Raw genomic sequence first — 21,416 nt, forward strand, 5'->3', positions numbered from 1 at the left:
TGGCCGCTTGTCGTATCGGTAACCACAACAAGACAGCGCGCCGTCTGCCACCGCACATGCCATCCTCTTGCCCACTCCCGGACCTTGCCGGACAGGTTTACGGCCTCGCCGTGGCGAGCGACATTGCCTTGCCCGAACTGGCCCCTGCCGCTTCGCGCCGGCCGGCGGATATCACGATCCGGCAGGGCCCGGTGCCAAAATCGACCGGCGGCGATCCGACCGATGTCGCCACCTTCGTGCGGGGGTCGCAAGGGGAGCTGTGGCTCGATTTTCCGGGCACGCTGACCATGCTGATCACGGGCGGGCACACGATCGCCTATCGCCCGTACCCGGGCGTCCACGAAGACGAAGTGCGCCTGTTCCTGCTCGGCTCGGGGCTTGCAGCGATCATGATGCAGCGCGGGTTCCTGGTGCTCCATGCGAACGCGGTCGTGCCGCAGGGCAGCGATACGGCGATCGCCTGCATCGGGGATTCCGGCGCGGGCAAATCGACCATGGCGGTGGCGATGATGCTGCGCGGCCATCGCTGCCTCGCCGACGATGTCTGCCCCATCGGCGAGGGCGCTACGATCCTGCCCGGTCTAGCCCGCGCGAAATTGTGGGACGATTCGGCGCGGCGGCTGGGCATCGATACCGCGCCGCTCTCTCGCGTGCGCCCGCAGGATGCGAAGTGGAACCTTCCGCTGGGCGGCCACGATCGCGCTGCGCCTGCCCGCATCGGCCTGTTGGTCTGCCTGAAACCCTCGGAGCGGGGGGATGAGGCGCTGGAAGAAATCACCGGGGCCGATCGTTTCACCGTGCTGCGCAACAATGTGTTCCGGCCCGAGTACTATGCGGCGATGGGGATCGAGACACGGCTGCTGGGACGGATCGCCGAACTCGCTTCCACCACGCAGATGGTCCGGCTGATGCGTCCCGCACAAGGTTTCGAGATAGACCGCCAGATCGACAAGTTGCTTGCGCTTCACGCAGCGATCGCCGAGCCAGAGCGGCGGATCGATCAACGCCAGGCCGAAGGATCGCTGACCAAGGATGAGTGACACGATGATTGCGCCCGACCAGAAATTCATCCGCACCAGGGATGTCGTCACCACCGACATGGATGGGGAACTGGTGATGATGCATGTCGAGAAGGGGTCCTACTTCGCGATCAGCGGCTCCGGCGGGCATTTATGGGCGCAGCTGGCGCAGCCGCGGACCATGCCCGAACTCGTCGCCTCGATCGAAGAGGATTTCGAAACGGGTGAGGTCGAGGATCTCGAAGGGATCGTCGCGCGGTTTCTGTCCGACATGCTGGCGCAAGGCCTCGTGGTCGCCGCCGACTGACCGGGCATGTTCGCCGCGATCATAGCGCGCAAGCCACCGGCCTCGCCGCGCGATCTGGCCGACCCCGATGCGCTGCTCGCTGCGCTGACGCCCTTCACGCCCGCCGATGTCGCGGGGTGCTGGGAGAACGAGCGCGCGCTGATCTGCCACGCGGCGCATCACAATACGCCTGCGTCGCTCCATGAAGCCACGCCTCAGGTCTGCGGGCGCACCGGGCGCGTGATCGCCGGCTGGGTGCGGCTCGACAATCGCGAGCAACTTTGTGCGACGCTGCGCCTGACCTTGAGGCCCGAACTGACCGATCCGCAGATCATTCTGGCCGCGCACGCGCAGTGGGGCGACGACTGCGCGGGGGAACTGGAGGGCGATTTCAGCTTCCTGATCTTTGATCCGCGCAATGGGCGGACTTTCTGCGCGCGCGACGCCATGGGCGCAAAGCCGCTGTTCTACACCGTGACCGATAATCACCTGATGGTCGCCACATCGGCGGCCGCAATGCGCGCGGCACACGGGCTGGCCCTGACCCCGAGCGCGCAATGGATGGCGCTTGTCGTCTCCTATTTCAATTTCGCCGACGACCGGTCGGCTTTCGAAGAAGTGCGCAAGCTCCCTCGCGCCCACCGGATGACGATGGAGCCGGACGGCGCGATCGACCAGCGGCGCTATTTCGATTTCGACCTGTCGGCCCCGCACGCGACCACGCGCGATCCCGCATGGGTCGGGCGCTATCGCGAGGCTTTCGACCGCGCGGTCGAGGTGCGCGCCCCCAGCGCGTTTCTGGTCGGGGCAGAAAGCTCGGGCGGGCTCGATTCTTCCTCCGTCGTCGCGCGTCTTGCCGAAGTGCTCCCGCACGACCGGGCCGACTTCCACACCTTTGCGATGGTCACGAACGCATTGGAGCCTGCGCAGCTTCGCGCCCTGTCGGCCCTATGCGACGTGCCGCATCCCCACGTGCTCCTGCGGCCGAAGATGCTGGGGCTGGGTGATGCCTTCACGAGGTCGCTCAAGGTCCTCGGCCATCCGCCCGAGCATGCGCAGTCGCTCGTCTATCCCGCCTTCTACGATCAGGCGCAGGGGCTGGGCATCCGCACGATCCTCTCCGGCTTCGGGGGCGACGAGATGGTGACAGGCTCCGCCACGCACCTCGCCGACGAACTGCACAGCCGCCGCGCATATCGCTTGCTGTTCGCGGAAACCGAGGGGCGTTTCCCGCGCAATGCCGTTCGCTTCGCCAGGGGTCTGGCGCGCGGCGTCGGCTATGCAGACGATGTTGCGCGCCGTGCCATGCGGCAAAAGCTGTCGGTGAGTTGCCTGCAGCGCGACTTTCTGGAGGACAGCGGGCTCGCGAATCGCATCGAGCGCTGGATGTGCCCCGAGCGCGGCGAGTTGACCCTCAACACGATGGCCGCGCTGGAGCCCGGCTTTCGCCATGCGATGTCCGCCCGGCTTGAGTCATGTGCGAACTTCGCAGGCAGTTACGGCATCGAATACCGCTACCCCCTGCTCGACCGGCAACTGATTGCGCAATATCTCGCCACGCCATCGATCGAGAAACGGCATCGCGGAATGGGTCGCTATCTTCATCGACGCGCGATGCAGGGCCGCATTCCCGACAGCATCGTGTGGCAGCAATCGAAGTCGATGGGGCGTTTCATCGGCGGAACGCTGGCGCTGGATGGTGGTGACCCGGTTCCCTACGAGGAACTGGCCCGGCCCCTGCGAGAGATCATCGACGCACGGGCTTTCGAACGCGCAGGGGCGATGTGTCAGGACAAGCTGCGACAGCACGATGCTGACGTTCTCCAAATCCGGTTCTTCATGTGGCAGGTGCGAATGATCGACGCATGGCTGCAGAACGAGACAGCATAGATTTGCCATTTGACAACCATATATCCTCAAGGCACTGAGTTGCCTCGAATAGGTTGCAGGGGATGTCGTATGTCGTTTGAAAAGCGTGAAGCCAAGAAAGCTTTTGTCGAGCCGCGACTCGAAGTTCTCGAAGTGAAAAGCACGGCGACCGGCCCGACTCCGGACCCGAGCGAGTTCCCCGGGATTCTCCAACAGTCCTGATGTATGGCAGGGCGAGGCGCGGTTGGCCGCGCCTCGCGCTTTTTGCTTGCAGTCTAATCCGACTCGGAAGCCGCTCGCCGCATGATTGGATCGGTATCGCGCTTGTCGAAGACATGATCGCGGAACCGACCGTCTTTCAGCACATAATGTAGCAAGAGTTGCCTGTGCGAGCCGCTTGGAAGCGGTTCGCGCCAATGCTTCACCTTTGCCCCCTGATAGACCAGCCCCGATCCGGGAGGGATCGTGACCGGGACCTCTGTACCGTGCAGATCCTCGACGAAAATCGGCCAGGCTTGCCCCTCCGGCTCGCTGGAAATCGTCAAGGTCGCGCTGATCTCGCATGCAACGCGGTCGCGGTGCGGCTGGAGCAGCGATCCTGCGCGATAGATGCGCCAGTAGGCGCAGGTTTCGAGCAGCGGCCGGCCGATCACGGCTTCGATCCTGGGGCGGCAATGGCGGAGCAGGATTTCGCCGAAGACCGGCGAATATTCGTCATCGGCAAGCTCCAGAAACGGGTCCGTGCGCCTGCGCATTACGCCCTGCCTGTCCGAAGCGTCGATCGCCCGGGTGGCAAAATCCAGCTTGGTCTCGTCCAGCAAGCCTTCGACGAGTGTGTAGCCACCGTCCCAGAATTGCGACCCTTGCTCAGACTGCGCCTTTGCAACTGTCATGCGCCTCGGCATCCTTTCCGGCTGCGTGCGACGTAGTTGCCGCAAGCATGACTGCGGAGCAAGACGCCTGCCATTGCATCATCGGCGGCGGGACTCTTCGTCCGCGTCTATCGCTCCGGGTGCGTCGGATCGGGCCAGCCAGTCCTCCAGCTGGAGATCGGCATCGGCCTCTGCCGTCCGGTCGGCATCCGCGCCGCCCGTTGCCAGATGCCACGCCCGGTCGACCAGCCAGATCGGATAACCCAGCAGCACGAAGCGAGAATCGGGCCGGGCGCCCGTCGCCACGGCGATCTTGGCTCGGGTCGGGCGGGTTGCAAGACGCAGCATGCCCAGCAGCTTGCTGGCGAGCGGTTTGCCCTGCCGCAGGTTCCTGACCAGTTTGCGATTGCGCACCGCCTCGGAGGGTAGGGCAAGCAGGGCCGTGGCGTGATCGACCAGCCGATCGGGCACGGCGGTTGGGCTGCCATCGGCATGCGCGATCGGCCCGTGCCGCGCCAGGATCGCGGTAAAGAGCGCATGGCTCCGCGCGAGCCCGAATTCCTCCGCCACCTCCCCGAACCGCGCGCTCTGCGACGGGTCGAGGGCGTGCAGGAAGGCGATATCCGCCACGACCAGCGGCCCGCAGTCGAAGGTCGACTTGAGGCCAGCGTGGAGCAGCAGGTGACAATAGAGCGCGGCGGGTTCGGCCAGCAGGATAGGGCGGTTCGCGATGTTGTGGTCCTGCGCGCTCGCAAGCAGGCGCTGCGCGAGCGGGGCCGGGTCGTAGGCAAGGCCCGACGCGAGCGAGCGATGCACCTCAACCGTTACCCTGGTGCCGAGATGGTGCAGCGCGGGCAGCTGATAGTGCCCCGCCTTGGGCTTGGCCGAGCGACCGGGCAGCGGCCGATAGCCCATTTCGTCGAGCAGGCCCTGCGCGTCGATCGCCCTCGTCTCCTCGACCAGGATGTCGAGATCGCGCAGCGGGCGCAGCGCCGGTTCGGGATAGACGGTGGAGGCGAGGGTCGCGCCCTTGAGGAAAACGTACCCGATGCCCGCCTCGGTCAGGCGCGTGCCGATCTGTCGCATGGCCGACTGAAGGGTCAGCCAGCGCATCGAATGCGTGCGGTAGCTCGCCTCGGCCTGCTCGATCAGTTGGTCGGGCCACAGGTCGGCAGGCCCGGCGCGCGCGGCGGCGTGCAGCAGCGGGAGAAGGCGATGATCGCGCGCGGTTTGCGCGATCCAGAGCCACTGTTCTTCGGTCAGTTCCCTGCGCAGCGGGGCAGGGCTCGGCGCGCAGCAGAGAAGGTCGAACAGCACGTTGCGCGCTGCGACGATATCGGGCTCGCCTGTCGAAAGCTCTTCGGTGGTCATCCTTCACGACCTTTGACGGTCATCTCGACCACCTGGTCGGCGAAAGCGAGGCCCTGGCTGCGGTGAGTGACGAATATCACCGTCGGGCGATGCGGCCATTGCGCCAGTAGCCTCATGATCCGGTCCGCACGGTGTTCTTCGACCGCGCTCAGTGCTTCGTCGAGGATCAGCAGGCGCGGTCTGGCGAGCAGTGCGCGCGCAAAGCACAGGCGCTGGCGCTCCCCGCCCGAGAGGAGCTGCCCGCGCTCGCCGACCCGCGTGTCGAGGCCGTCGGGCAGGGCAGTTATCTTGTCCGCGATGTCCGCGATCCTCATCGCGTCCGTCAGCGCGGCTTCGCCGATATCGCTGATAAACCAGCGCAGGTTTTCCGCGATGGAGGCATCGAACAGGAACGGGTCCTGCGGCAGGTAGGCGATTTCGTCGCGCCAGTGGCGCCAGTCCGCCGGGCTTTGCAGGACCTGCCCGTCGACCCGCACGGTCCCGCGGGCGGGCGGCAGGAGGCCGGTCGCGATGTCGAGCAGGGTTGTCTTGCCGGTGCCCGACTGGCCGACCAGCGCCACGAACTCGCCGGGCTGCGCGCGCAAGGTCATTGCCTCGATGGTCCACGCATCCTTGCCATGCCGGAACCAGATCTCTTCAAGCGCCAGGCTTGCAGGGGCCTCCCGCCGCGCGCGCGGTTCGTCGCCGGAGGCATCGTCGAAGCCATCGGTTCCGCTATCGGAAAGAGAGGCAATCGTCGCGCGAATCGCGGCGAGCGCGGGTAGCATGTTCGCGGTCGACTGGGCGGTCTGGAGGAGCTGTTGACCGGCGCCTGCGATCCGCACGACGATCACCACCACCACCAGCAGGACGGGGAGCGACAGGGCCATCGCGAAATATCCGAACAGCAATGTCGCTGCGACCGCGGCGGCCGAGACGACCTGCAATATCCCTTGGGTGGAGGACTGGATGCGCGTGAACTCGATCTGGTTCTCGCGCATCGCTTGCGCCGCTTGCGTCATCTGGCGATTGAAAGCCTCCTGCGCATTATGGAGCCGCGCCAGCTTCTGTCCGGTCAGCAGATTGGTCAGCGTCCGGTGCAAGCCGCGGCCGCGGCCGGTCATTTCGATGCCGCGCCGTTCCGAGCGACGCAAAAGCGGCATTCCCAGCAGGCCGAAGACGGCCATCAGGACGATCACGAAGACCAGCATCGCAGGCGAAAGCGTGGCCAGGACTGCGAGCTGCGCGATCATGATCGCGATCGTCGCCCCGCCTCGCAACAGGCGGTCGTTCCCGACCGAGAGGCGCGAGACGTCGGACAGCACGGTGTGCTCGAGATCGGCCCGGCGCTGCGCCACGATCGCCTTCCAAGGTGCCTCGCGGATCGCGCCCAGCACGACCCGCCGCCATTTGTCGACATACTCGAGCGCGAGCTGCTTCAGGTAGACATCGCGGTGATAGAGCAGGAGCGCACGCAGCGCGATCAGGGCGACGAACAGGGCAGTCAGCATCAGCGCCTTGGCAAAAGCGCTCTCGATACCGACCAGCCGGAACACGCCGTCGACATCGACGCTGCCCCATTCGCCGTCGCCGCCTACGACGAAGGAGAATAACGGGACGAGTGCGACAATTCCGAACGCTTCCAGCACGGCCCCGCATCCGACCAGCGCGGCCGAAACCCACAGGCGCACCCCGGAGAATTCATACAAATCCCTGAGGTAGAAAATGAATTGGTCGCGCATGATGCCCCGCTGCCTCGCCACTGGCGGGGTAGTCATTACGCAGGGCGGGTCAAGCAGCCTCGAAGGGGGGAAAGCGGCAGGTTCGCACGAGGAAAGGTTGCCGGGATGCGCCGGGCCCGCCGCGCTCAATCCGCGAAGAACAGCCGGTAACACTTCCAGGAAAGCCTGCGTTCATGATTCGATTTTTATGCCAGCGGGATGACATTTACTCGCATGGCGCAGATTTTCCGGACAACAGCCTTGTCGTCCGCGTTGTTTTTGGCGCATACCGGCTGCGTGACGAGCGATATCGAGAACACCTGTACGGTCGAGGGGGCGGGCTTGCTGCCGGGCAATATCGATTCGCAGCAGGCGTGCGATATCTTCGAGCAAAAGCTGGCAGACGCGCTTGCCGATTCGGGCCATGCCGAAAGCACGCGCGATTATTCGGTAGCGATTTCAATCGAGAAGCGCGGAACGCTCAAAGCGCAACTCGTCGAGCGCCTCCCGGGTGGCGAAACGAAAAACTACCCGGTGGCGGCAATAGATGTTATGGATCGACCGATGCAACAAGATGATCTGGGTCGACTGGCTCGGGCAGTTGCGGGGATCTTGGTTTCATGAAGCAATGCTGCGCCGGCTAGGCGAGCTTGCAAGAGAAGAAGATGGGTGGGCAAGTTATGACGATGATGCAGGCCATCGAGGCGCGCGATGAATTGTTCTGGGACTCGCGGGTCATGAACGGCTATTTCGGAAACGCGATCGTCGATAACGGAAAAGAGCCGCTCCATGTCGGCGGGTGCTCGTGCCCCGGCTGCATGGCGCATGACGGCGGCAAGCAGTTCCAGTCCGGCGGCGGTTCGATCGGTGCAGAGGACACGATTCCCGCAAGCGTCTCCACCACCGCGACGCTCCTCCCCGGCGGCACCCAGAGGAGCGCGATCGATAGCGCTGGCGATAGCGACTGGTTCCGGATCGAATTGACCGCCGGGCAGACCTACACATTCAGCACCACCCTTGGCGGTGGAGGGCTGCGCGACAGCGTCCTGACGCTGCGCAATTCGAGTGGCGGCGTCATCACCTCGAACGACGACGCGAATTACGACGCAGGCCTGTTGTGGTCGGAGATCACCTTCACCGCAACGACGACCGGCACGTTCTATCTCGATGTAGCCGCCTACGGCGATTTCACCGGGGAATATTATCTATCGAGCACGCGTCCGCTGGCAGACCCGGTCGCCGGCGATGCCTCCACCACTGCCAGCCTCACGCTGGGTGCGGACCCGACGGCCGGCGTGTTGGAACAGACCGGCGACCGCGACTGGTATGCGGTCACGCTCGAAGCGGGTGAAACTTACGAATTCGTCACTTTGGGGACCGGTTTGAGCGGCGACCCCGATACGACGCTGAGCCTGCGCAATGCATCGGGCAGCCTGCTCGCCTTCAACGACGACAGCGACGGTACCTATTCGCGCATCCGCTTCATCGCGGAAACCAGCGGCACTTATTATCTCGACGTGGGCGGCTGGGCCAATTCGCAGCGCGGCGACTACCTGGTCCAGGCCCGCGTGGCGGAGCCCCTGCCACTGTTCAACAACGATCAGATCGCCGACCAGCTGCTCAATGGATACTGGGGCGGGCCGGCAGGCGCACATACGTTCGATGTGGGGCCGGGCGGCACGATCTCCGTCAACGTTTCCGCTCTGACGACCGAGGGCCAGTTCCTTGCCCGCGAAGCTCTGAACCTGTGGAGCGATGTGCTCGGCGTCACCTTTAATGAAGTGGCCTCGGGCGCGCAGATCGTGTTCGACGATGACCAGGACGGTGCTTTCGCTTCGGTCTCCCGCGTTAACGGCAACATCACGCTGGCCGAGGTCAACGTGTCGGAAGCATGGCTGGCCAATTCGGGCACCACGCTCGACAGCTATTCCTTCCAGACTTTCATCCACGAGATCGGCCATGCCCTCGGCCTGGGCCATGGTGGCAATTACAATTCGACCGCCGACTATTTCCAGGATGCGTCCTATCTGAACGATGCCTGGGTCACCACGGTGATGTCCTATTTCGACCAGCGCGAGAACAGCTACTTCGGCGATCTCGGCTATAGCCGGGTGTACTCGATCACCCCGCGCGGCGCGGACATCGTGGCCATCCAGACCGCCTATGGCGTGGCGACCACCACCCGCACCGACGACACCATTTACGGCGTCGGCAATACCTCGGGCCGTGCGGTCTATGGCGTCGGACCCGAGGCGACGAACGGCGCGGGCAACCTGCTGGGCTTCACGATCATCGATCACGGCGGCAACGACACGCTCGACTATTCGTCCTTCGGCAGTGCGCAGTACATCAATCTGAACGCCGAAACCTTCTCGAACGTCGGGGGCAGCGTCGGCAACATGTCGATCGCACGCGGCACGATCATCGAGAACGCAATCGGTGGTTCGGGCGGCGACACGCTGATCGGTAACGACGTCGCCAACATCCTCACCGGCGGACTCGGGAACGACATCATCGACGGTGGCGCGGAAGTCGACACGGCGATCGTGCGGGGCAACCGCTCGCAATATACGATCGTGCAGACTGCACTCGGGGTCTTCGACATTACCGGGCCGGACGGCGGCGATAGGCTGACCGGGGTCGAGTATCTGCAGTTCGACGATGAGACGATCCAACTGCTCAGGGGCACCGGGATCAGCGTGAACTTCGCGAACCCCGCCTCCTACCAGGCGGCGATGGACAATATCCGCGACTTCGACGGCAATGATCTGGGCGGCGACGGCAGCTGGGTCCGCATCGGCAGTGCCGACGTGGACGGCGACGGCGATATCGACCAGATCCTCGTGAACGCGGAAATCGGGCGCTTCGCTACGGTAGGCGCGGCCAATGACGGGCTCTACTATTTCAACGATCACAGCTGGGGCGGGGACGTCCGCGTGGTCGGCATCTATATCGACCCGCTGGTCCAGTCCGGCGATGTCGAGCCCGGCAGCGACCTCGACAGCCAGTATCGCTTCCAGGTCGATCTCCAGAACGGCAATATCGGCACCGTGCTCGGCGCGGAAGATTACGACGGCGACGGGTTGCAGGAGGTCTATTTCGCGCTGACCGACGGCACCGCCTACCTGCACGCCTACATGCATGCGGACGGCAACATCCAGTACGCCAACTATCAGACAGAACAGCAGGTCATCGATTTCCTGACCGCCAATGGTTACGATGCGAGCACCTGGGCGGGCTGGTTCGACGGTTCGAATTCGAGCACCGTTCAGCCCGACGTCGACAAGGGTGTGCCGGTTTCAGAGCTTCCCGCAGCTAGCGATCCGGTCGCTGGCGGAGCGCTCGATTCGGTGCTCAGCGACCTCTTCGGCGGCAAGTCCGTGCCGGTATCCGAGCCGGAAACCGGCCTGGGCGAGGCGGGCAAGGATGCGCTCGCCGCGTTGGACGGTTCGTGGTCCGGCGCAGTCCAGCCTACCACGTTCGAGCCGGGCATGATGGCCCAGCCGGGTCATTTCGACCGGTCAGGTCTCGACAGCTTCGGGATCGACGGTTTCGGCATCGAGCAGGGCGGTTTCGTCCCCGGCGGTCTCGACCTGCACGGCCTCGACAACCCGTTCGCCCAGCCCGAGATCTTCGCCTGATCGCAAGTCTTCGCAGGGCGGGCCATCCGGTTCGCCCCGCAAGGCGGGCAAGGCTGGCGCGCGCATTGTGCCTGCCAGCCCGGGCCCCGGCTAACCTTATGCCGCCAGCCGCGAGGCCGATACGTCTTCGGCCTTGAAGGACTGATCGACCCGCGCGCTCGGGGCCGCCGAAGTCAGCGGGGCGATGGCCGGTCGCCACGCGTTGAACTCACGCACCGTATCGGCCAGCGTGAATGGCGGAATCCGGCGGTCGCGGGACAGCGCGTTCTCAAGATCGGGCCCATTGCCATCGATGCGTCGGCGAAGATTGCGGATCCTGCGCGACCCGATCAGACCGCGCTCGACCAGAATATCTTCCAGCCGACGATAAGGTCCGCGTAGCAGGCGCCGAATGTCGCGCGCCGATCCTTCGGGGATCGGTCCATCCATCAGGCTGACCGCGATCGCCTGCTCCACAGCCATTTCCTGCGCTGTTCCGGCGAAGCGGATAGCGTAGGCAATCTCGCCCAGCGGCGCGACCTTGAAATGCGGCCGGTGAACGCCGGACCGCCGCAGCGCCGCGCGTAGCGCGCGCCATTCGCGCATCGGGTAATCTTCGCCCACATAGACGTCGATCCCGCCATCTTGCGCCCGCTGGGCGAAGGCCGAAAAGCGCTCGGCCTCGCGGCGGGAAAGGAAGACACTGGAATAGTTGTCCAGCGGCCCGTCGATATGTCCGAATTCAAGGCCGAGCTTGGCGGCCAGTCCTTTTGCGATGGTCGGGCCGTCGACCAGCCGCAAGTCCTGCAGGGCAAGCATGAGGTTCCGGCCGGTTCGCCTGCTATACCGTGCAGCAAGCTTCGCCTCTTCCCTGCCCATTGCCCCCGAAGCGACCAGGATGTCGGTGATTTTCGCCTTGCCCGATGCAAGGTCCGAACCTTCCGGCAAAGCCGATGAACTGCTGCCGGTCCCCGCCGCGGTATTCGCCCCGGCCGGCGCTCGCGACGCGAGCAGCACGCCATGCGCGCCGATCAACGCGGAGGACGCGAGGTCGAGCGGCAGCATGAGTGTCGCTGCCAGCCCGCGCACCCTCGAAGTCAGGACGATCCTGCGTGCAAGTGCGGCGGCGAGCAGCGCGGCGTCGATGGCCAGCAGCGCGATCACCCACGGGGCGTCGATTACGCGAGGCGTGGTGTCGAACCCGGGCACCAACATTCCGGCGCCAAGGAGCGCGGCTGCGGCGAGGGCGGTCAGTGCTGCACAGCCCCAGGTCGCCGCGACCACCACGGCGCGCCGATCGCGGTAATTGAAGAAATGCGTCCACACGCTGCCCTGTGGGCTGCCGAGCGGACGCCAGCCGGAGAATGCGGTAACCCGGAGCCGCGCCGCCTTCGCGCGGACCGCCGCAGAATAACTGCGCGGCGCCAGTTCCTCGACCGCGATGACCTTTCGCCGCGCGTCGCGCTGCCACGCGAAGGTGGCTGCATAGCCGCGCTCGCCCAGGCGCCGGACGGCATCGAATACGGGCATCTCGGTGGCCTCGTCGAAAGAGTCGCCCCGAAGCCGTAGCGCCCGGATTGCGTCGCGGCGGAGCGCAACGCCGGTCTCGCGCACGGGGACGCTGTGCACCATGGAGGCGCGCAGCCGGGTTTCGCGCGCATGATACTCGCCAAGATCGTCGAGCCCCGCGCCACCGTTGAGCGGCAGCGTCCGGCGCGGGCCGGTCAGCACGGGGAGCTGGACGATGCTCGCGAATTCGCAGTGCCAGTTGACGAGCTTGAGCGTTAACGGATGCAGGATCGTTTCGGGGCCCTGGATCAGATAGCTCTGGAAATCGACAGCATTCTCTTGCTCGAAGCGGCCGACCGCAGCGAGCAGCGTATTGAGTGCGCGCGCATCGGTTGCGGCATCGCTTGTCTCCATCGGGCAGATCTGCACCTTGCTGTCGCCGCGCGTTTTGCGTCGCACGGCGGCGAGCGTTTGCGCGTCGATCGTGCGGACGGCAACGAAGATCATGTAGTTATCGTATTGGACGGAGCGTTTGAGCCGCGCCAGCATGGTGCCTGCCAGAAGAGCGGGCCCGGTGATGGTCACGAGGATCGCGACGCTCTCTTCCGGCTTGCGGCGCAGCATCTCGAGCGTGGGGCCCGCCCAACGGCGGCGCCAGACGTGGATGTCCGCCATCAGTTTTAGCACCACGCTCTCGATCCCGAGAACGAAGACCACGATCGCCAGGAAGGCGATCACCCGTCCGAGGATGCCCCAGCCTTCCCAGAGAAAAAGAACCGCACTTTCCATTCTGTTGGTACCTGTTGCCAATCTTTGCAGACCGGTGGTGCCGGGGCGATTCTGTCTCGCATATTAAGGCGCAAATGTGTCGTCATGCGGCGAGCCATGTTCCCGGCCGCTGAAGCGAAGCGATTCCGGCGAGTCGGTGGGGTAATAATGGCGAGATCGCGCCAACCTGGCTGGATGAAGATTCTTTGCCGTCAAGAGAAAAGATGGCCCATCGGCACCGCGCCAAATGTCTTGCGCAGCACCGAATCGGCCGTGACGGGCAAGCCGATTCGGTCTTTCTTTTCCGAGATTTGCGCCAGCCAGTTTCACCGCAATGGGTAAGCGGAGCAGGATGCGAAACCGCGCCATCCGACGCGCTCGATGTGGGGGGCGGATCGCCCTACCTCGCTGGTTAAGCGGTGTTTTACCCTTTGCCGATAGCCACCATCCTAGGGAGATTGCACCACATGATGTCACCAACGGTTTTCGAAGGCCGCGCCGGGTTGAAGCTCGTCACGTGGCTTCAGGCTGCATTGCGGGCGGTCTTGCTGATCGCGCTGCTGGCCTACGCTGGATCGTTCGTTCTGCCGGAAATATGGCGAACGGCCGCGCTGGCGGTCGGCAGCACTTTGATCGCGCTCGCGATTCTGGCGAGCGTTTTCAGCGACCGGCTGAAGGTGATCCAGGTTTCTTCGTACAAAAAGCACGTCGACAAGATCAACGAAACGCAAGAGCAGATCGAGGAACTCTTCTCGATGACCGATACGCTGCAGGCGGCGGACAGCAACGGCGATGCCGCGCAGGTGCTGCGCGCGACGAGCCGCAAGCTGCTGCCCGGCTGCGGCGTGTGCCTTTATGTGTTCAACAATTCGCGCGACCGGCTCGATCTGGTGGACTGCTGGGACATGCCGGAAGGCTATAGTCCCTCCGAAAGCCTCGTCCCGGCCAATTGTTGGGCGCTCAAGCGGGGCAAGGACCACCTCAACAATCCCGAAGAGCAGTCGCTATGCTGTTCGCACTATATCGGCGAGGTCGCGAGCATCGAAGTGCCGATGATGGCGCGCGGACAGGTGTTCGGCCTGCTGATCCTGGGCGACCGGGGCGGCAAGTGCCACAATGTCGATCGCGCGCAGCGGATCGCGCGCGCGCTGGCCGATTCGACCTCGCTTGCGCTCTCCAACATCTCGCTGCGCGAGCAACTGCGCACGCAATCGCTGCGCGATCCGATGACGGGCCTGTACAACCGCCGCTATATGGAAGACACGCTCGACCGGTTCATCTCGCTCGCGCACCGGCAGAACCAGCCGACCTCGGTGCTGATGATCGATCTCGACAACTTCAAGGTGCTGAACGACGAGCATGGCCACGCCAAGGGCGATGCCGTGCTCAAGGATGTCGCCGCGCAAGTGGTCGGCGCGCTTCGTCCATCCGATGTCGTGTGCCGCTATGGCGGCGAAGAGCTGCTGGTGATCCTGCCCGATTGCCCTCAGGACGACGCGATGATGCGCGCCGAACATGTCCGCGCCCGGATCGAGCTGCTGTCGGACCAGCATGGCTGCAATGTCGCCGCATCGATCGGCGTCGCGTCGTTGCCGGACTCCGCCAAGTCGGCTTCGGACCTGCTTTCCGCGTCCGATCAGGCGCTCTACGATGCGAAGGCGGCGGGCAAGAACCAGGTTCTGGCCGCACCGCCGCTGGCGAAGAAGAAGGTGGTTGGCGAACCGGCCAGCCCGCGGCTCGTGGCGAACGAGGCCGGTTGACTTCGGCTATTTGCGCAGCCGCTGCGCGTGCCAGCGCACGTGATCGGCCATGAAGCTCGAAATGAAATAGTACGAGTGGTCGTACCCCGCCCGCATGTCGAGTGTGAGCGGGATGCCCGCCTTGTCGCACGCTTCCCGCAGCAGTTCGGGCTTCAGCTGTTCGTCGAGGAACTGATCCGCCGTCCCCTGATCGACCAGCAGCGCATCGACGCGCGCGCCGTCCGCAATCAGCGCGCAGGCGTCGTACTCGCGCCATGCCGCGCGATCGTCACCCAGATAACCCGACAACGCCTTCTCGCCCCATGGGCAGTTCAGCGGGCTGACGATCGGCGAGAACGCGCTGATCGAGGCGAAGCGATCGGGGTTGCGCAGCCCGATGGTGAGCGCGCCGTGGCCGCCCATCGAATGGCCGGTGATCCCCTGGAGCGCCATGTCGACCGGGAATTGCTCGGCGACCAGCGCGGGCAGCTCCTCTTCGATATAGCTGCGCATCATGAACTGCGGCACCCACGGATCCTGCGTGGCATCGACGTAGAAGCCCGCGCCCTGGCCCATGTCGTAGGCATCGTCGTCCGCCACCGCATCGCCGCGCGGCGAGGTGTCGGGCGCGACGAAGACAATTCCCGCCTCGGCACAGGCGGCGCGGTATTCGCCCTTCTCGGTCACGTTCGCATGGGTGCAGGTGAGGCCCGAAAGATACCACAGCACCGGCAGCTTCGCGCCTTCCTCGTGCTCGGGCACGAAGACCGAGAAGGTCATGTCGGTGCCCGTGGTGGTCGAGGTGTGGCGGAACACGCCCTGCGTGCCGCCGTGGGCTTTGTTCTCGCTGACGGTTTCTAACGTCATCCTAAATCTCCGTAGGCGTGAATGCGGTGGCCGGATCGCCGGTGTTGGCGGTTTCCGCCGGGTCGATGATGAGCAGCTTCGCTTCGCCCTGGGGCACGCGGGGGAAATGCTCGACGCCGCGCGGGACGACGATGATTTCGCCGGGGCCGAGCGTTTCCACCCGGTCGCGAAATTCCATCCTGAGCGTCCCCTCGATCACGAGAAACAGCTCGTCGGTGTCGGGATGGCAGTGCCACTGGAAATCGCCCGATGCCTTGGCGAGCCGGATTTCGTTGCCGTTGTATCGCCCGGCAATCCGGGGCGCCCAATGGTCGTCGAACCTGGCGAACTTCTCCGCCAGGTTGACCTTGGTTGGCGATGCTGCAGGCGGCATCAGTCGAAGACGACGACCGAGCGAATGCTTTCGCCCGAGTGCATCAGGTCGAACGCCTTGTTGATCTCGTCGAGCTTCAGGACGTGGGTGATCATCGGGTCGATCTGGATCTTGCCGTCCATGTACCAGTCGACGATCTTAGGCACGTCGGTGCGGCCCTTGGCCCCGCCGAACGCGGTGCCGCGCCAGTTGCGGCCCGTTACGAGCTGGAAGGGGCGCGTCTCGATCGTCTTACCCGCTTCGGCGACCCCGATGATGATCGAGGTGCCCCAGCCCTTGTGGCAGCACTCCAGCGCCTGGCGCATCACATCGGTATTGCCGGTGCAGTCGAACGAATAGTCCGCCCCGCCGTCGAGCATCTGGACGAGGTGGGCGACGACATCGTCGACGTCTTTCGGATTGACGAAATCGGTCATCCCGAAATGTTCGGCATAGGGCTTCTTGTCGGGGTTGATGTCGACACCCACGATCCGGTCGGCCCCCGCCATGCGCGCGCCCTGGATCACGTTGAGCCCAATCCCGCCGAGGCCGAACACCACCACGTTGTCGCCCGGGCGGACATCGGCGGTGTTGACCACTGCGCCCACGCCCGTGGTGACGCCGCAGCCGATATAGCAGCTTGTGTGGAATGGCGCGTCTTCGCGGATCTTGGCGACCGCGATTTCGGGCAGGACGGTGAAGTTCGAGAAGGTCGAGCAGCCCATGTAGTGGTAGATCGGCTTGCCCTGATAGCTGAACCGCGTGGTCCCGTCGGGCATCAGTCCTTTCCCTTGCGTCTCGCGGATCGCGCTGCACAGGTTGGTCTTGCCCGACAGGCACATTTTGCACTGGCGGCATTCTGGCGTGTATAGCGGGATCACGTGGTCGCCTTCCTTCACGCTCGTCACGCCTGCGCCAACCTCGCGCACGATGCCTGCGCCTTCGTGGCCGAGCACCGATGGGAACAGGCCTTCGCTGTCCAGTCCGTCGAGCGTGTAGGCATCGGTATGGCAGATGCCGGTGGCCTTGATTTCTATCAGAACCTCGCCCGCCTTGGGGCCCTCAAGGTCGAGTTCGACGATCTCGAGCGGTTGTTTGGCTTCGAAGGCGACGGCGGCGCGGGTTTTCATCTTGGGAGATCTCCTTTGGTCGACCAACGCATCGGGGCACGCGATGGTGCCTTGCGCTGTTGTGCGAGCCCACCTAGTCCTTCGCCCCGTGATCGATCAATCCGCCTTTCGCGACGCGCTCGGCACTTTCGTGACCGGCGTGACCATTGTCACCGCATATGATTCTGCAGGAAAGCCCTCCGGGCTGACCGCGAACAGCTTCAATTCGGTTTCGCTCGATCCGCCGATGGTGCTCTGGAGCCTGTCGCTCGGCAGTCGCAACCTGCCGGTGTTCCGCGAGGCGGCCTCGTGGGCCGTGCATATCCTCGCCGCCGATCAGCAGGACCTGTCCAACCGTTTCGCACGGGCGGGCGAGGACAAGTTCGGCGATCTGAACCATGGCGAGGGACCGGAAGGTGCGCCGCGCCTCGCGGGTTGCGCCGCGCGCTTCGGCTGCACCGCCCGGTTCGAATACGAGGGTGGGGACCACGCGATTTTCCTCGGCGAAGTGGTCGATTTCGAGCGCACTGCCGCCGAACCGCTGATCTATCACGGGGGCCGCTACGGCCGCGTGATGCCGGGTGCCGAGCTTGCGAGCGATACCGACCGGGCCCGGCTGATCGCCGATGGTCTGATCGTCCAAGAGGGTTCTGGCGACTGGAAACTGACCGAAGCGGGCGAGGCGCAGCTGCAACTGCTGCGACAGATAGAGAGCGGGTAGCGCACACTTCGTCGTCCCTGAGCGACGCCAGAGCCTCGCAGGACTTGTAGATATAAAAATATCTTTATATGTCGATGTCCATGCGCACCGAAGCCATCCTCCGCGCGCTTGGCGATATCACCCGGCTGCGGATCATGCGGCTGCTGGGAACGATGGAGCTTGCCGTCGGCGAGCTTTCGCAAGTGCTCCAGCAAAGCCAGCCGCGCGTTTCGCGCCACGCCTCGATCCTGTGCGAGGCGGGGCTCGCGACCCGGCGCCGCGAGGGCAGCTGGATCTACCTGCGAGCCGCGAGCGAGACTGCGGGCGGATCGCCGCTGACCGCAGCCGTCGCGCGCCTGCTCTCGATCGCAGAGGACGAAGACGCGCAATTCGCTGCGCAATGCGACGAAGACCGTCGTCAGCTCGCCGCGATCCGCGACGCCCGCGACGAAAAGGCGGCGCAATGGTTCGAGGAACATGCGGGCGAGTGGGACGATCTGCGGCGGCGCCATAGCCCCGACGCAAAGGTCGAAGCCGCGCTGCGTGAAGCCCTCGCCGGAGAGGCGCTGGGCGATCTGCTCGATATCGGCACCGGCACCGGCCGGATGGCGCAACTGTTCGGCGAAGTCGCGGATCACGTGGTCGCGCTCGACAAGAGCCTGGAAATGCTGCGGGTCGCGCGCGCGCGGCTGCAGCACCTTCCGGCAGACCGGGTAGAACTGGTGCAGGGCGATTTTCTCTCGCTCCCGTTCGAGGCGCGTTCGTTCGACACCGTGCTGCTTCATCAGGTGCTCCACTATGCGCCCGTCCCCGGCGATCCCTTGCGCGAAGCGGCGCGGGTGCTGCGCCCCGGAGGGCGGATCGCGATCGTCGATTTCGCCGCCCACGGGCACGAGGAGTTGCGCGAGCGATTCCAGCATGCCCGGCTCGGCTTCGAAGACGACCACCTTGCCTCGGTGCTCGAACAGACCGGCTTTGCGCCCGAGGAGCCGCTGTCGCTCGAAGGCGAGACGCTGGAAGTGAAAATCTGGATTGCCCGCCGGGGCGAGGCTCCGCGCACATCCACACAAGCAAGAAAGGTGGCCCGATGACGGCACCGTCCCCCGCATCGCTCGATCCCGTAGCCGAAGACCGCCGCGCGCGGACCGATCCGCTGTTCAGCGGACTGCCCGGCGATATCGACGTGAGCTTCGAGTTCTTCCCGCCGAAGAGCGACAAGATGGAGCAGTCCCTGTGGGACGCGGTGCAGGAATTGAAGCCGCTCGATCCGCACTTCGTCTCGGTCACCTACGGCGCGGGCGGCTCGACGCGGGAGCGGACGCACAAGACGGTCGCGCGGATCATCGCAGAGGCGGGCCTGCCCGCTGCCGCGCACCTCACTTGCGTCAATGCGTCGCGCAAGGAAACGCAGCGGATCGCGGAGAAATACTGGGAGGCGGGCGTGCGCCACATCGTCGCGCTGCGCGGCGACATGCCGCAGGAGGACGGTTCGCTAGGGCCCTTCAAGCCGCATCCCGATGGCTACAACAGCGCCGAGGAACTGGTCCACGGCCTCAAGGAAGTCGCCGACTTCGAAATCTCGGTCAGCGCCTATCCGGAATCGCATCCGGACGCGAAGAGCCAGCAGGACGAGATCGATTATCTGAAGCGCAAGATCGATGCCGGCGCCAGCCGCGCGATCACGCAGTTCTTCTTCTCGCCCAACACCTTCTTCGATTACCTCGAAAAGACCGACAAGGCAGGGATCGAGGTGCCGATCGTGCCCGGCGTGCTGCCGATCACCAACGTCGCCAAGGCGCGGTTGTTCGCAGGGCAGAACGGCGCGGAGTTTCCCGACTGGATGGACGAGCTGTTCGAAGGGCTCGATGACCGGCCCTCCACGCGCAAGCTCGTCGCCGCAACCGTGGCGGGCGAGATGTGCCGCCGGCTCTACGCGGGCGGCATCCGCCACTACCATTTCTACACGCTCAACCGCGCCGATCTGGCCTATTCCATCTGCCACCTGCTGGGGATGAGGCCGAAGGGCGAAGGGAAGAAAACGTCATGACCCACCAGCAATCCGCCAGCCAGGCGCTGCGCGCAGCCGCTGCCGAGCGCGTCCTCGTATTCGACGGGGGCTACGGTACCGGCATCCAGAACCGTAAGCTGACCGAAGAGGATTATGCGGGCGATCTGGGGCTCGACGCCGATCAGAAGGGCAATAACGACCTGCTCAACCTGACCCGGCCCGACGTGATCCGCGATATTCACCGCGAATATCTCGATGCGGGCGCGGACATGATCGAGACCAACACCTTCAGTTCGACCACCATTGCGCTCGCAGACTACAAGGCCGAGCATCTGGTGCGCGAGGTGAACCTTGCGGGTGCCAAGGTGGCGCGCGAGGCGGCCGATGCCGCGCAGGAAAAGGACGGTCGCCGCCGCTTCGTCGCCGGAGCCATCGGGCCGACCAACAAGACGCTCTCGCTCAGTCCCGATGTCGAGGACCCGGGCTTTCGCGAGGTCGATTTCGACCAGATGCTGGGCGTCTATCGCGAACAGTGCGACGCGCTGATCGAGGGCGGAGTGGATTTCATCCTGATCGAGACGATCTTCGACACGCTCAACGCCAAGGTCGCTGCGATGGCCGCGCAGCAGGCGGCCGAGGCGGCGGGCCGCGAAGTCCCGATCATGCTCAGCTTCACGATCACCGACAATTCGGGTCGCAATCTGTCGGGCCACACGGTCGAGGCGTTCTGGCACGCGGTGCGCCATGCGCAGCCCATCGCGGTCGGCGTGAACTGCTCCTTCGGGGCGGACAAGCTGCGCCCGCACCTCGCAGCATTGTCGCGACAGGCGGACACGCTGATCCTCGCCTACCCCAACGCGGGCCTCCCCAACGACCTCGGCGAATACGACCAGGAAGCGGACGAGACCGCCGAGCTCGTGGGTGTGTGGTTCAAGGAGAACCTCGTGAACATCGTGGGCGGATGCTGCGGCACCACGCCCGCACATATCGCGGCCATCGCCAATGCGGCGAAGAACGCAGAGCCGCGCACCATTCCTGAAGTCGAGCGCAAGACGCGCCTCGCAGGGCTCGAACCCTTCACCATGGCGGCTGCGTGAACGACACGATTTCCGCCGGCACTGCGGAGGTGCGCGAGGCCACGATCAGGGACGTGGATCGGCTCTCGCTCGTCTCCAGCGCGACCTTTTTGGAGACCTTCGCCGGGATGATTTCCGGCGATGCACTGGTCGCGCATTGCACGAAACGTCACGCGCCCGATTACCTCGCCGGTCTCCTTGAGAATGGAGCGCGCGCATGGCTGGCGGAGGTCGATAAGGCGCCCGTGGGTTACGCGCTGCTGACCGCGCCCGAACTCGACGCCGCGCAGGACGGCGATATCGAGCTGAAGAAAATCTACCTCCTGTCGCGCTTTCAGGGTTCGGGAGTTGCCAACCGGCTGTTCGACGCCGTGCTCGCCGCAGCGCGCGGCCATGCGCACCTGCTGCTGGGCGTGAAGGACGACAATCGCCGCGCCATCGCCTTTTATACCAAACAGGGGTTCCGCCAGATCGCGACCCGCCGCTTCGATGTCGGCGGCGTGCTTTATGACGATGTGGTGCTGGCCCTCGATCTCAATCGGACCTGATCC

The 21,416-nt window shown here is 64.9% G+C and carries 18 protein-coding genes; 11 read left to right on the forward strand and 7 right to left on the reverse strand.

The features are described from left to right. Positions 1-110: 110 nt before the first annotated feature. Genes AAG612_RS13045 through AAG612_RS13055 form a run of 3 tightly spaced genes read left to right on the forward strand, consistent with a single transcriptional unit; the run spans position 111 to position 3,195 of the window. Positions 111-1,040: a phosphoenolpyruvate carboxykinase (ATP) gene (locus AAG612_RS13045; protein ID WP_342510755.1), complete on the forward strand. Its 930-nt coding sequence runs from the start codon at positions 111-113 to the stop codon at positions 1,038-1,040. Beyond that, positions 1,033-1,326 (forward strand): PqqD family peptide modification chaperone, encoded by a 294-nt coding sequence (locus AAG612_RS13050; RefSeq protein ID WP_342510757.1) that lies wholly within the window; start codon positions 1,033-1,035, stop codon positions 1,324-1,326. Before AAG612_RS13045 ends, AAG612_RS13050 begins: the two co-directional genes overlap by 8 nt. A 6-nt stretch (positions 1,327-1,332) precedes the next feature. After that, positions 1,333-3,195, forward strand: coding sequence for an asparagine synthase-related protein (locus AAG612_RS13055; RefSeq protein WP_342510759.1), 1,863 nt, complete (start codon positions 1,333-1,335; stop codon positions 3,193-3,195). A 254-nt stretch (positions 3,196-3,449) separates the two neighbouring features. On the opposite strand, the gene AAG612_RS13060 is transcribed toward AAG612_RS13055, so the two are convergent. The 3 genes from AAG612_RS13060 to AAG612_RS13070 form a co-directional block, all read right to left on the reverse strand. Continuing rightward, on the reverse strand, positions 3,450-4,067 hold the full coding sequence (locus AAG612_RS13060) for a hypothetical protein (RefSeq protein WP_342510761.1): 618 nt from the start codon (positions 4,065-4,067) through the stop codon (positions 3,450-3,452). Positions 4,068-4,145: 78 nt separating this feature from the next. Beyond that, a complete protein-coding gene (locus AAG612_RS13065) occupies positions 4,146-5,417 on the reverse strand; it encodes a nucleotidyltransferase family protein (RefSeq protein WP_342510763.1) in 1,272 nt (423 codons plus the stop codon). After that, positions 5,414-7,138: an ATP-binding cassette domain-containing protein gene (locus AAG612_RS13070; RefSeq protein WP_342510765.1), complete on the reverse strand. Its 1,725-nt coding sequence runs from the start codon at positions 7,136-7,138 to the stop codon at positions 5,414-5,416. The genes AAG612_RS13065 and AAG612_RS13070 overlap by 4 nt, the downstream gene beginning before the upstream one ends. A gap of 213 nt (positions 7,139-7,351) precedes the next feature. Here AAG612_RS13070 and AAG612_RS13075 point away from each other — a divergent pair, with 213 nt between their 5' ends. Both AAG612_RS13075 and AAG612_RS13080 read left to right on the forward strand, forming a co-directional pair. Next, complete coding sequence (locus AAG612_RS13075) at positions 7,352-7,741, forward strand: hypothetical protein (protein ID WP_342510767.1); 390 nt, start codon at positions 7,352-7,354, stop codon at positions 7,739-7,741. 62 nt (positions 7,742-7,803) lie between these two features. After that, complete coding sequence (locus AAG612_RS13080) at positions 7,804-10,758, forward strand: M10 family metallopeptidase C-terminal domain-containing protein (protein ID WP_342510769.1); 2,955 nt, start codon at positions 7,804-7,806, stop codon at positions 10,756-10,758. Positions 10,759-10,854: 96 nt separating this feature from the next. Here AAG612_RS13080 and AAG612_RS13085 read toward each other — a convergent pair whose 3' ends face one another. Further along, on the reverse strand, positions 10,855-13,035 hold the full coding sequence (locus tag AAG612_RS13085; RefSeq protein WP_342510771.1) for a hypothetical protein: 2,181 nt from the start codon (positions 13,033-13,035) through the stop codon (positions 10,855-10,857). A 446-nt stretch (positions 13,036-13,481) separates the two neighbouring features. On the opposite strand from AAG612_RS13085, the gene AAG612_RS13090 reads away from it, so the two are divergent. Then, entirely contained in the window at positions 13,482-14,774 is a 1,293-nt protein-coding gene (locus tag AAG612_RS13090) for a sensor domain-containing diguanylate cyclase (RefSeq protein WP_342510773.1), read from the forward strand. Positions 14,775-14,780: 6 nt separating this feature from the next. Here the strand turns inward: AAG612_RS13090 and fghA are convergent, their stop codons facing one another. The 3 genes from fghA to AAG612_RS13105 are packed head-to-tail and all read right to left on the reverse strand — an operon-like array spanning position 14,781 to position 17,102. After that, a complete protein-coding gene (gene fghA / locus AAG612_RS13095) occupies positions 14,781-15,620 on the reverse strand; it encodes an S-formylglutathione hydrolase (protein WP_342510776.1) in 840 nt (279 codons plus the stop codon). A 1-nt stretch (position 15,621) separates the two neighbouring features. Continuing rightward, a complete protein-coding gene (locus AAG612_RS13100) occupies positions 15,622-15,993 on the reverse strand; it encodes a cupin domain-containing protein (RefSeq protein ID WP_342510777.1) in 372 nt (123 codons plus the stop codon). Continuing rightward, a complete protein-coding gene (locus tag AAG612_RS13105) occupies positions 15,993-17,102 on the reverse strand; it encodes an S-(hydroxymethyl)glutathione dehydrogenase/class III alcohol dehydrogenase (protein WP_342510779.1) in 1,110 nt (369 codons plus the stop codon). Before AAG612_RS13105 ends, AAG612_RS13100 begins: the two co-directional genes overlap by 1 nt. 88 nt (positions 17,103-17,190) lie before the next feature. Here AAG612_RS13105 and AAG612_RS13110 point away from each other — a divergent pair, with 88 nt between their 5' ends. From AAG612_RS13110 to AAG612_RS13130, 5 genes are all read left to right on the forward strand, one after another. Beyond that, positions 17,191-17,802: a flavin reductase family protein gene (locus AAG612_RS13110; RefSeq protein WP_342510781.1), complete on the forward strand. Its 612-nt coding sequence runs from the start codon at positions 17,191-17,193 to the stop codon at positions 17,800-17,802. Between the two features lie 80 nt (positions 17,803-17,882). Next, entirely contained in the window at positions 17,883-18,872 is a 990-nt protein-coding gene (locus AAG612_RS13115; protein WP_342510783.1) for an ArsR/SmtB family transcription factor, read from the forward strand. Next, positions 18,869-19,828, forward strand: coding sequence for a methylenetetrahydrofolate reductase [NAD(P)H] (gene metF / locus AAG612_RS13120; protein WP_342510785.1), 960 nt, complete (start codon positions 18,869-18,871; stop codon positions 19,826-19,828). Before AAG612_RS13115 ends, metF begins: the two co-directional genes overlap by 4 nt. Further along, positions 19,825-20,886 carry a homocysteine S-methyltransferase family protein gene (locus AAG612_RS13125; protein WP_342510787.1) on the forward strand — a complete coding sequence of 354 codons (1,062 nt, stop codon included), beginning with the start codon at positions 19,825-19,827 and terminating at the stop codon, positions 20,884-20,886. Before metF ends, AAG612_RS13125 begins: the two co-directional genes overlap by 4 nt. Then, positions 20,883-21,413 (forward strand): GNAT family N-acetyltransferase, encoded by a 531-nt coding sequence (locus tag AAG612_RS13130; protein WP_342510789.1) that lies wholly within the window; start codon positions 20,883-20,885, stop codon positions 21,411-21,413. The genes AAG612_RS13125 and AAG612_RS13130 overlap by 4 nt, the downstream gene beginning before the upstream one ends. The last annotated feature ends 3 nt before the right edge of the window (positions 21,414-21,416 follow it).

This window comes from Citromicrobium bathyomarinum (assembly GCF_038594605.1).
GTDB lineage: Bacteria > Pseudomonadota > Alphaproteobacteria > Sphingomonadales > Sphingomonadaceae > Alteriqipengyuania > Alteriqipengyuania bathyomarina_B.

Coding starts and splice junctions, on each gene's coding strand:
- AAG612_RS13125 (WP_342510787.1), top strand. CDS start 19,825: ATGACCCACCAGCAATCCGCCAGCCAGGCGCTGCGCGCAGCCGCTGCC.
- AAG612_RS13075 (WP_342510767.1), top strand. CDS start 7,352: ATGGCGCAGATTTTCCGGACAACAGCCTTGTCGTCCGCGTTGTTTTTG.
- AAG612_RS13065 (WP_342510763.1), bottom strand. CDS start 5,417: ATGACCACCGAAGAGCTTTCGACAGGCGAGCCCGATATCGTCGCAGCG.
- AAG612_RS13085 (WP_342510771.1), bottom strand. CDS start 13,035: ATGGAAAGTGCGGTTCTTTTTCTCTGGGAAGGCTGGGGCATCCTCGGA.
- AAG612_RS13090 (WP_342510773.1), top strand. CDS start 13,482: ATGATGTCACCAACGGTTTTCGAAGGCCGCGCCGGGTTGAAGCTCGTC.
- AAG612_RS13100 (WP_342510777.1), bottom strand. CDS start 15,993: ATGCCGCCTGCAGCATCGCCAACCAAGGTCAACCTGGCGGAGAAGTTC.
- AAG612_RS13055 (WP_342510759.1), top strand. CDS start 1,333: ATGTTCGCCGCGATCATAGCGCGCAAGCCACCGGCCTCGCCGCGCGAT.
- AAG612_RS13070 (WP_342510765.1), bottom strand. CDS start 7,138: ATGCGCGACCAATTCATTTTCTACCTCAGGGATTTGTATGAATTCTCC.
- AAG612_RS13050 (WP_342510757.1), top strand. CDS start 1,033: ATGAGTGACACGATGATTGCGCCCGACCAGAAATTCATCCGCACCAGG.
- AAG612_RS13115 (WP_342510783.1), top strand. CDS start 17,883: ATGCGCACCGAAGCCATCCTCCGCGCGCTTGGCGATATCACCCGGCTG.
- metF (WP_342510785.1), top strand. CDS start 18,869: ATGACGGCACCGTCCCCCGCATCGCTCGATCCCGTAGCCGAAGACCGC.
- AAG612_RS13080 (WP_342510769.1), top strand. CDS start 7,804: ATGATGCAGGCCATCGAGGCGCGCGATGAATTGTTCTGGGACTCGCGG.
- fghA (WP_342510776.1), bottom strand. CDS start 15,620: ATGACGTTAGAAACCGTCAGCGAGAACAAAGCCCACGGCGGCACGCAG.
- AAG612_RS13060 (WP_342510761.1), bottom strand. CDS start 4,067: ATGACAGTTGCAAAGGCGCAGTCTGAGCAAGGGTCGCAATTCTGGGAC.
- AAG612_RS13105 (WP_342510779.1), bottom strand. CDS start 17,102: ATGAAAACCCGCGCCGCCGTCGCCTTCGAAGCCAAACAACCGCTCGAG.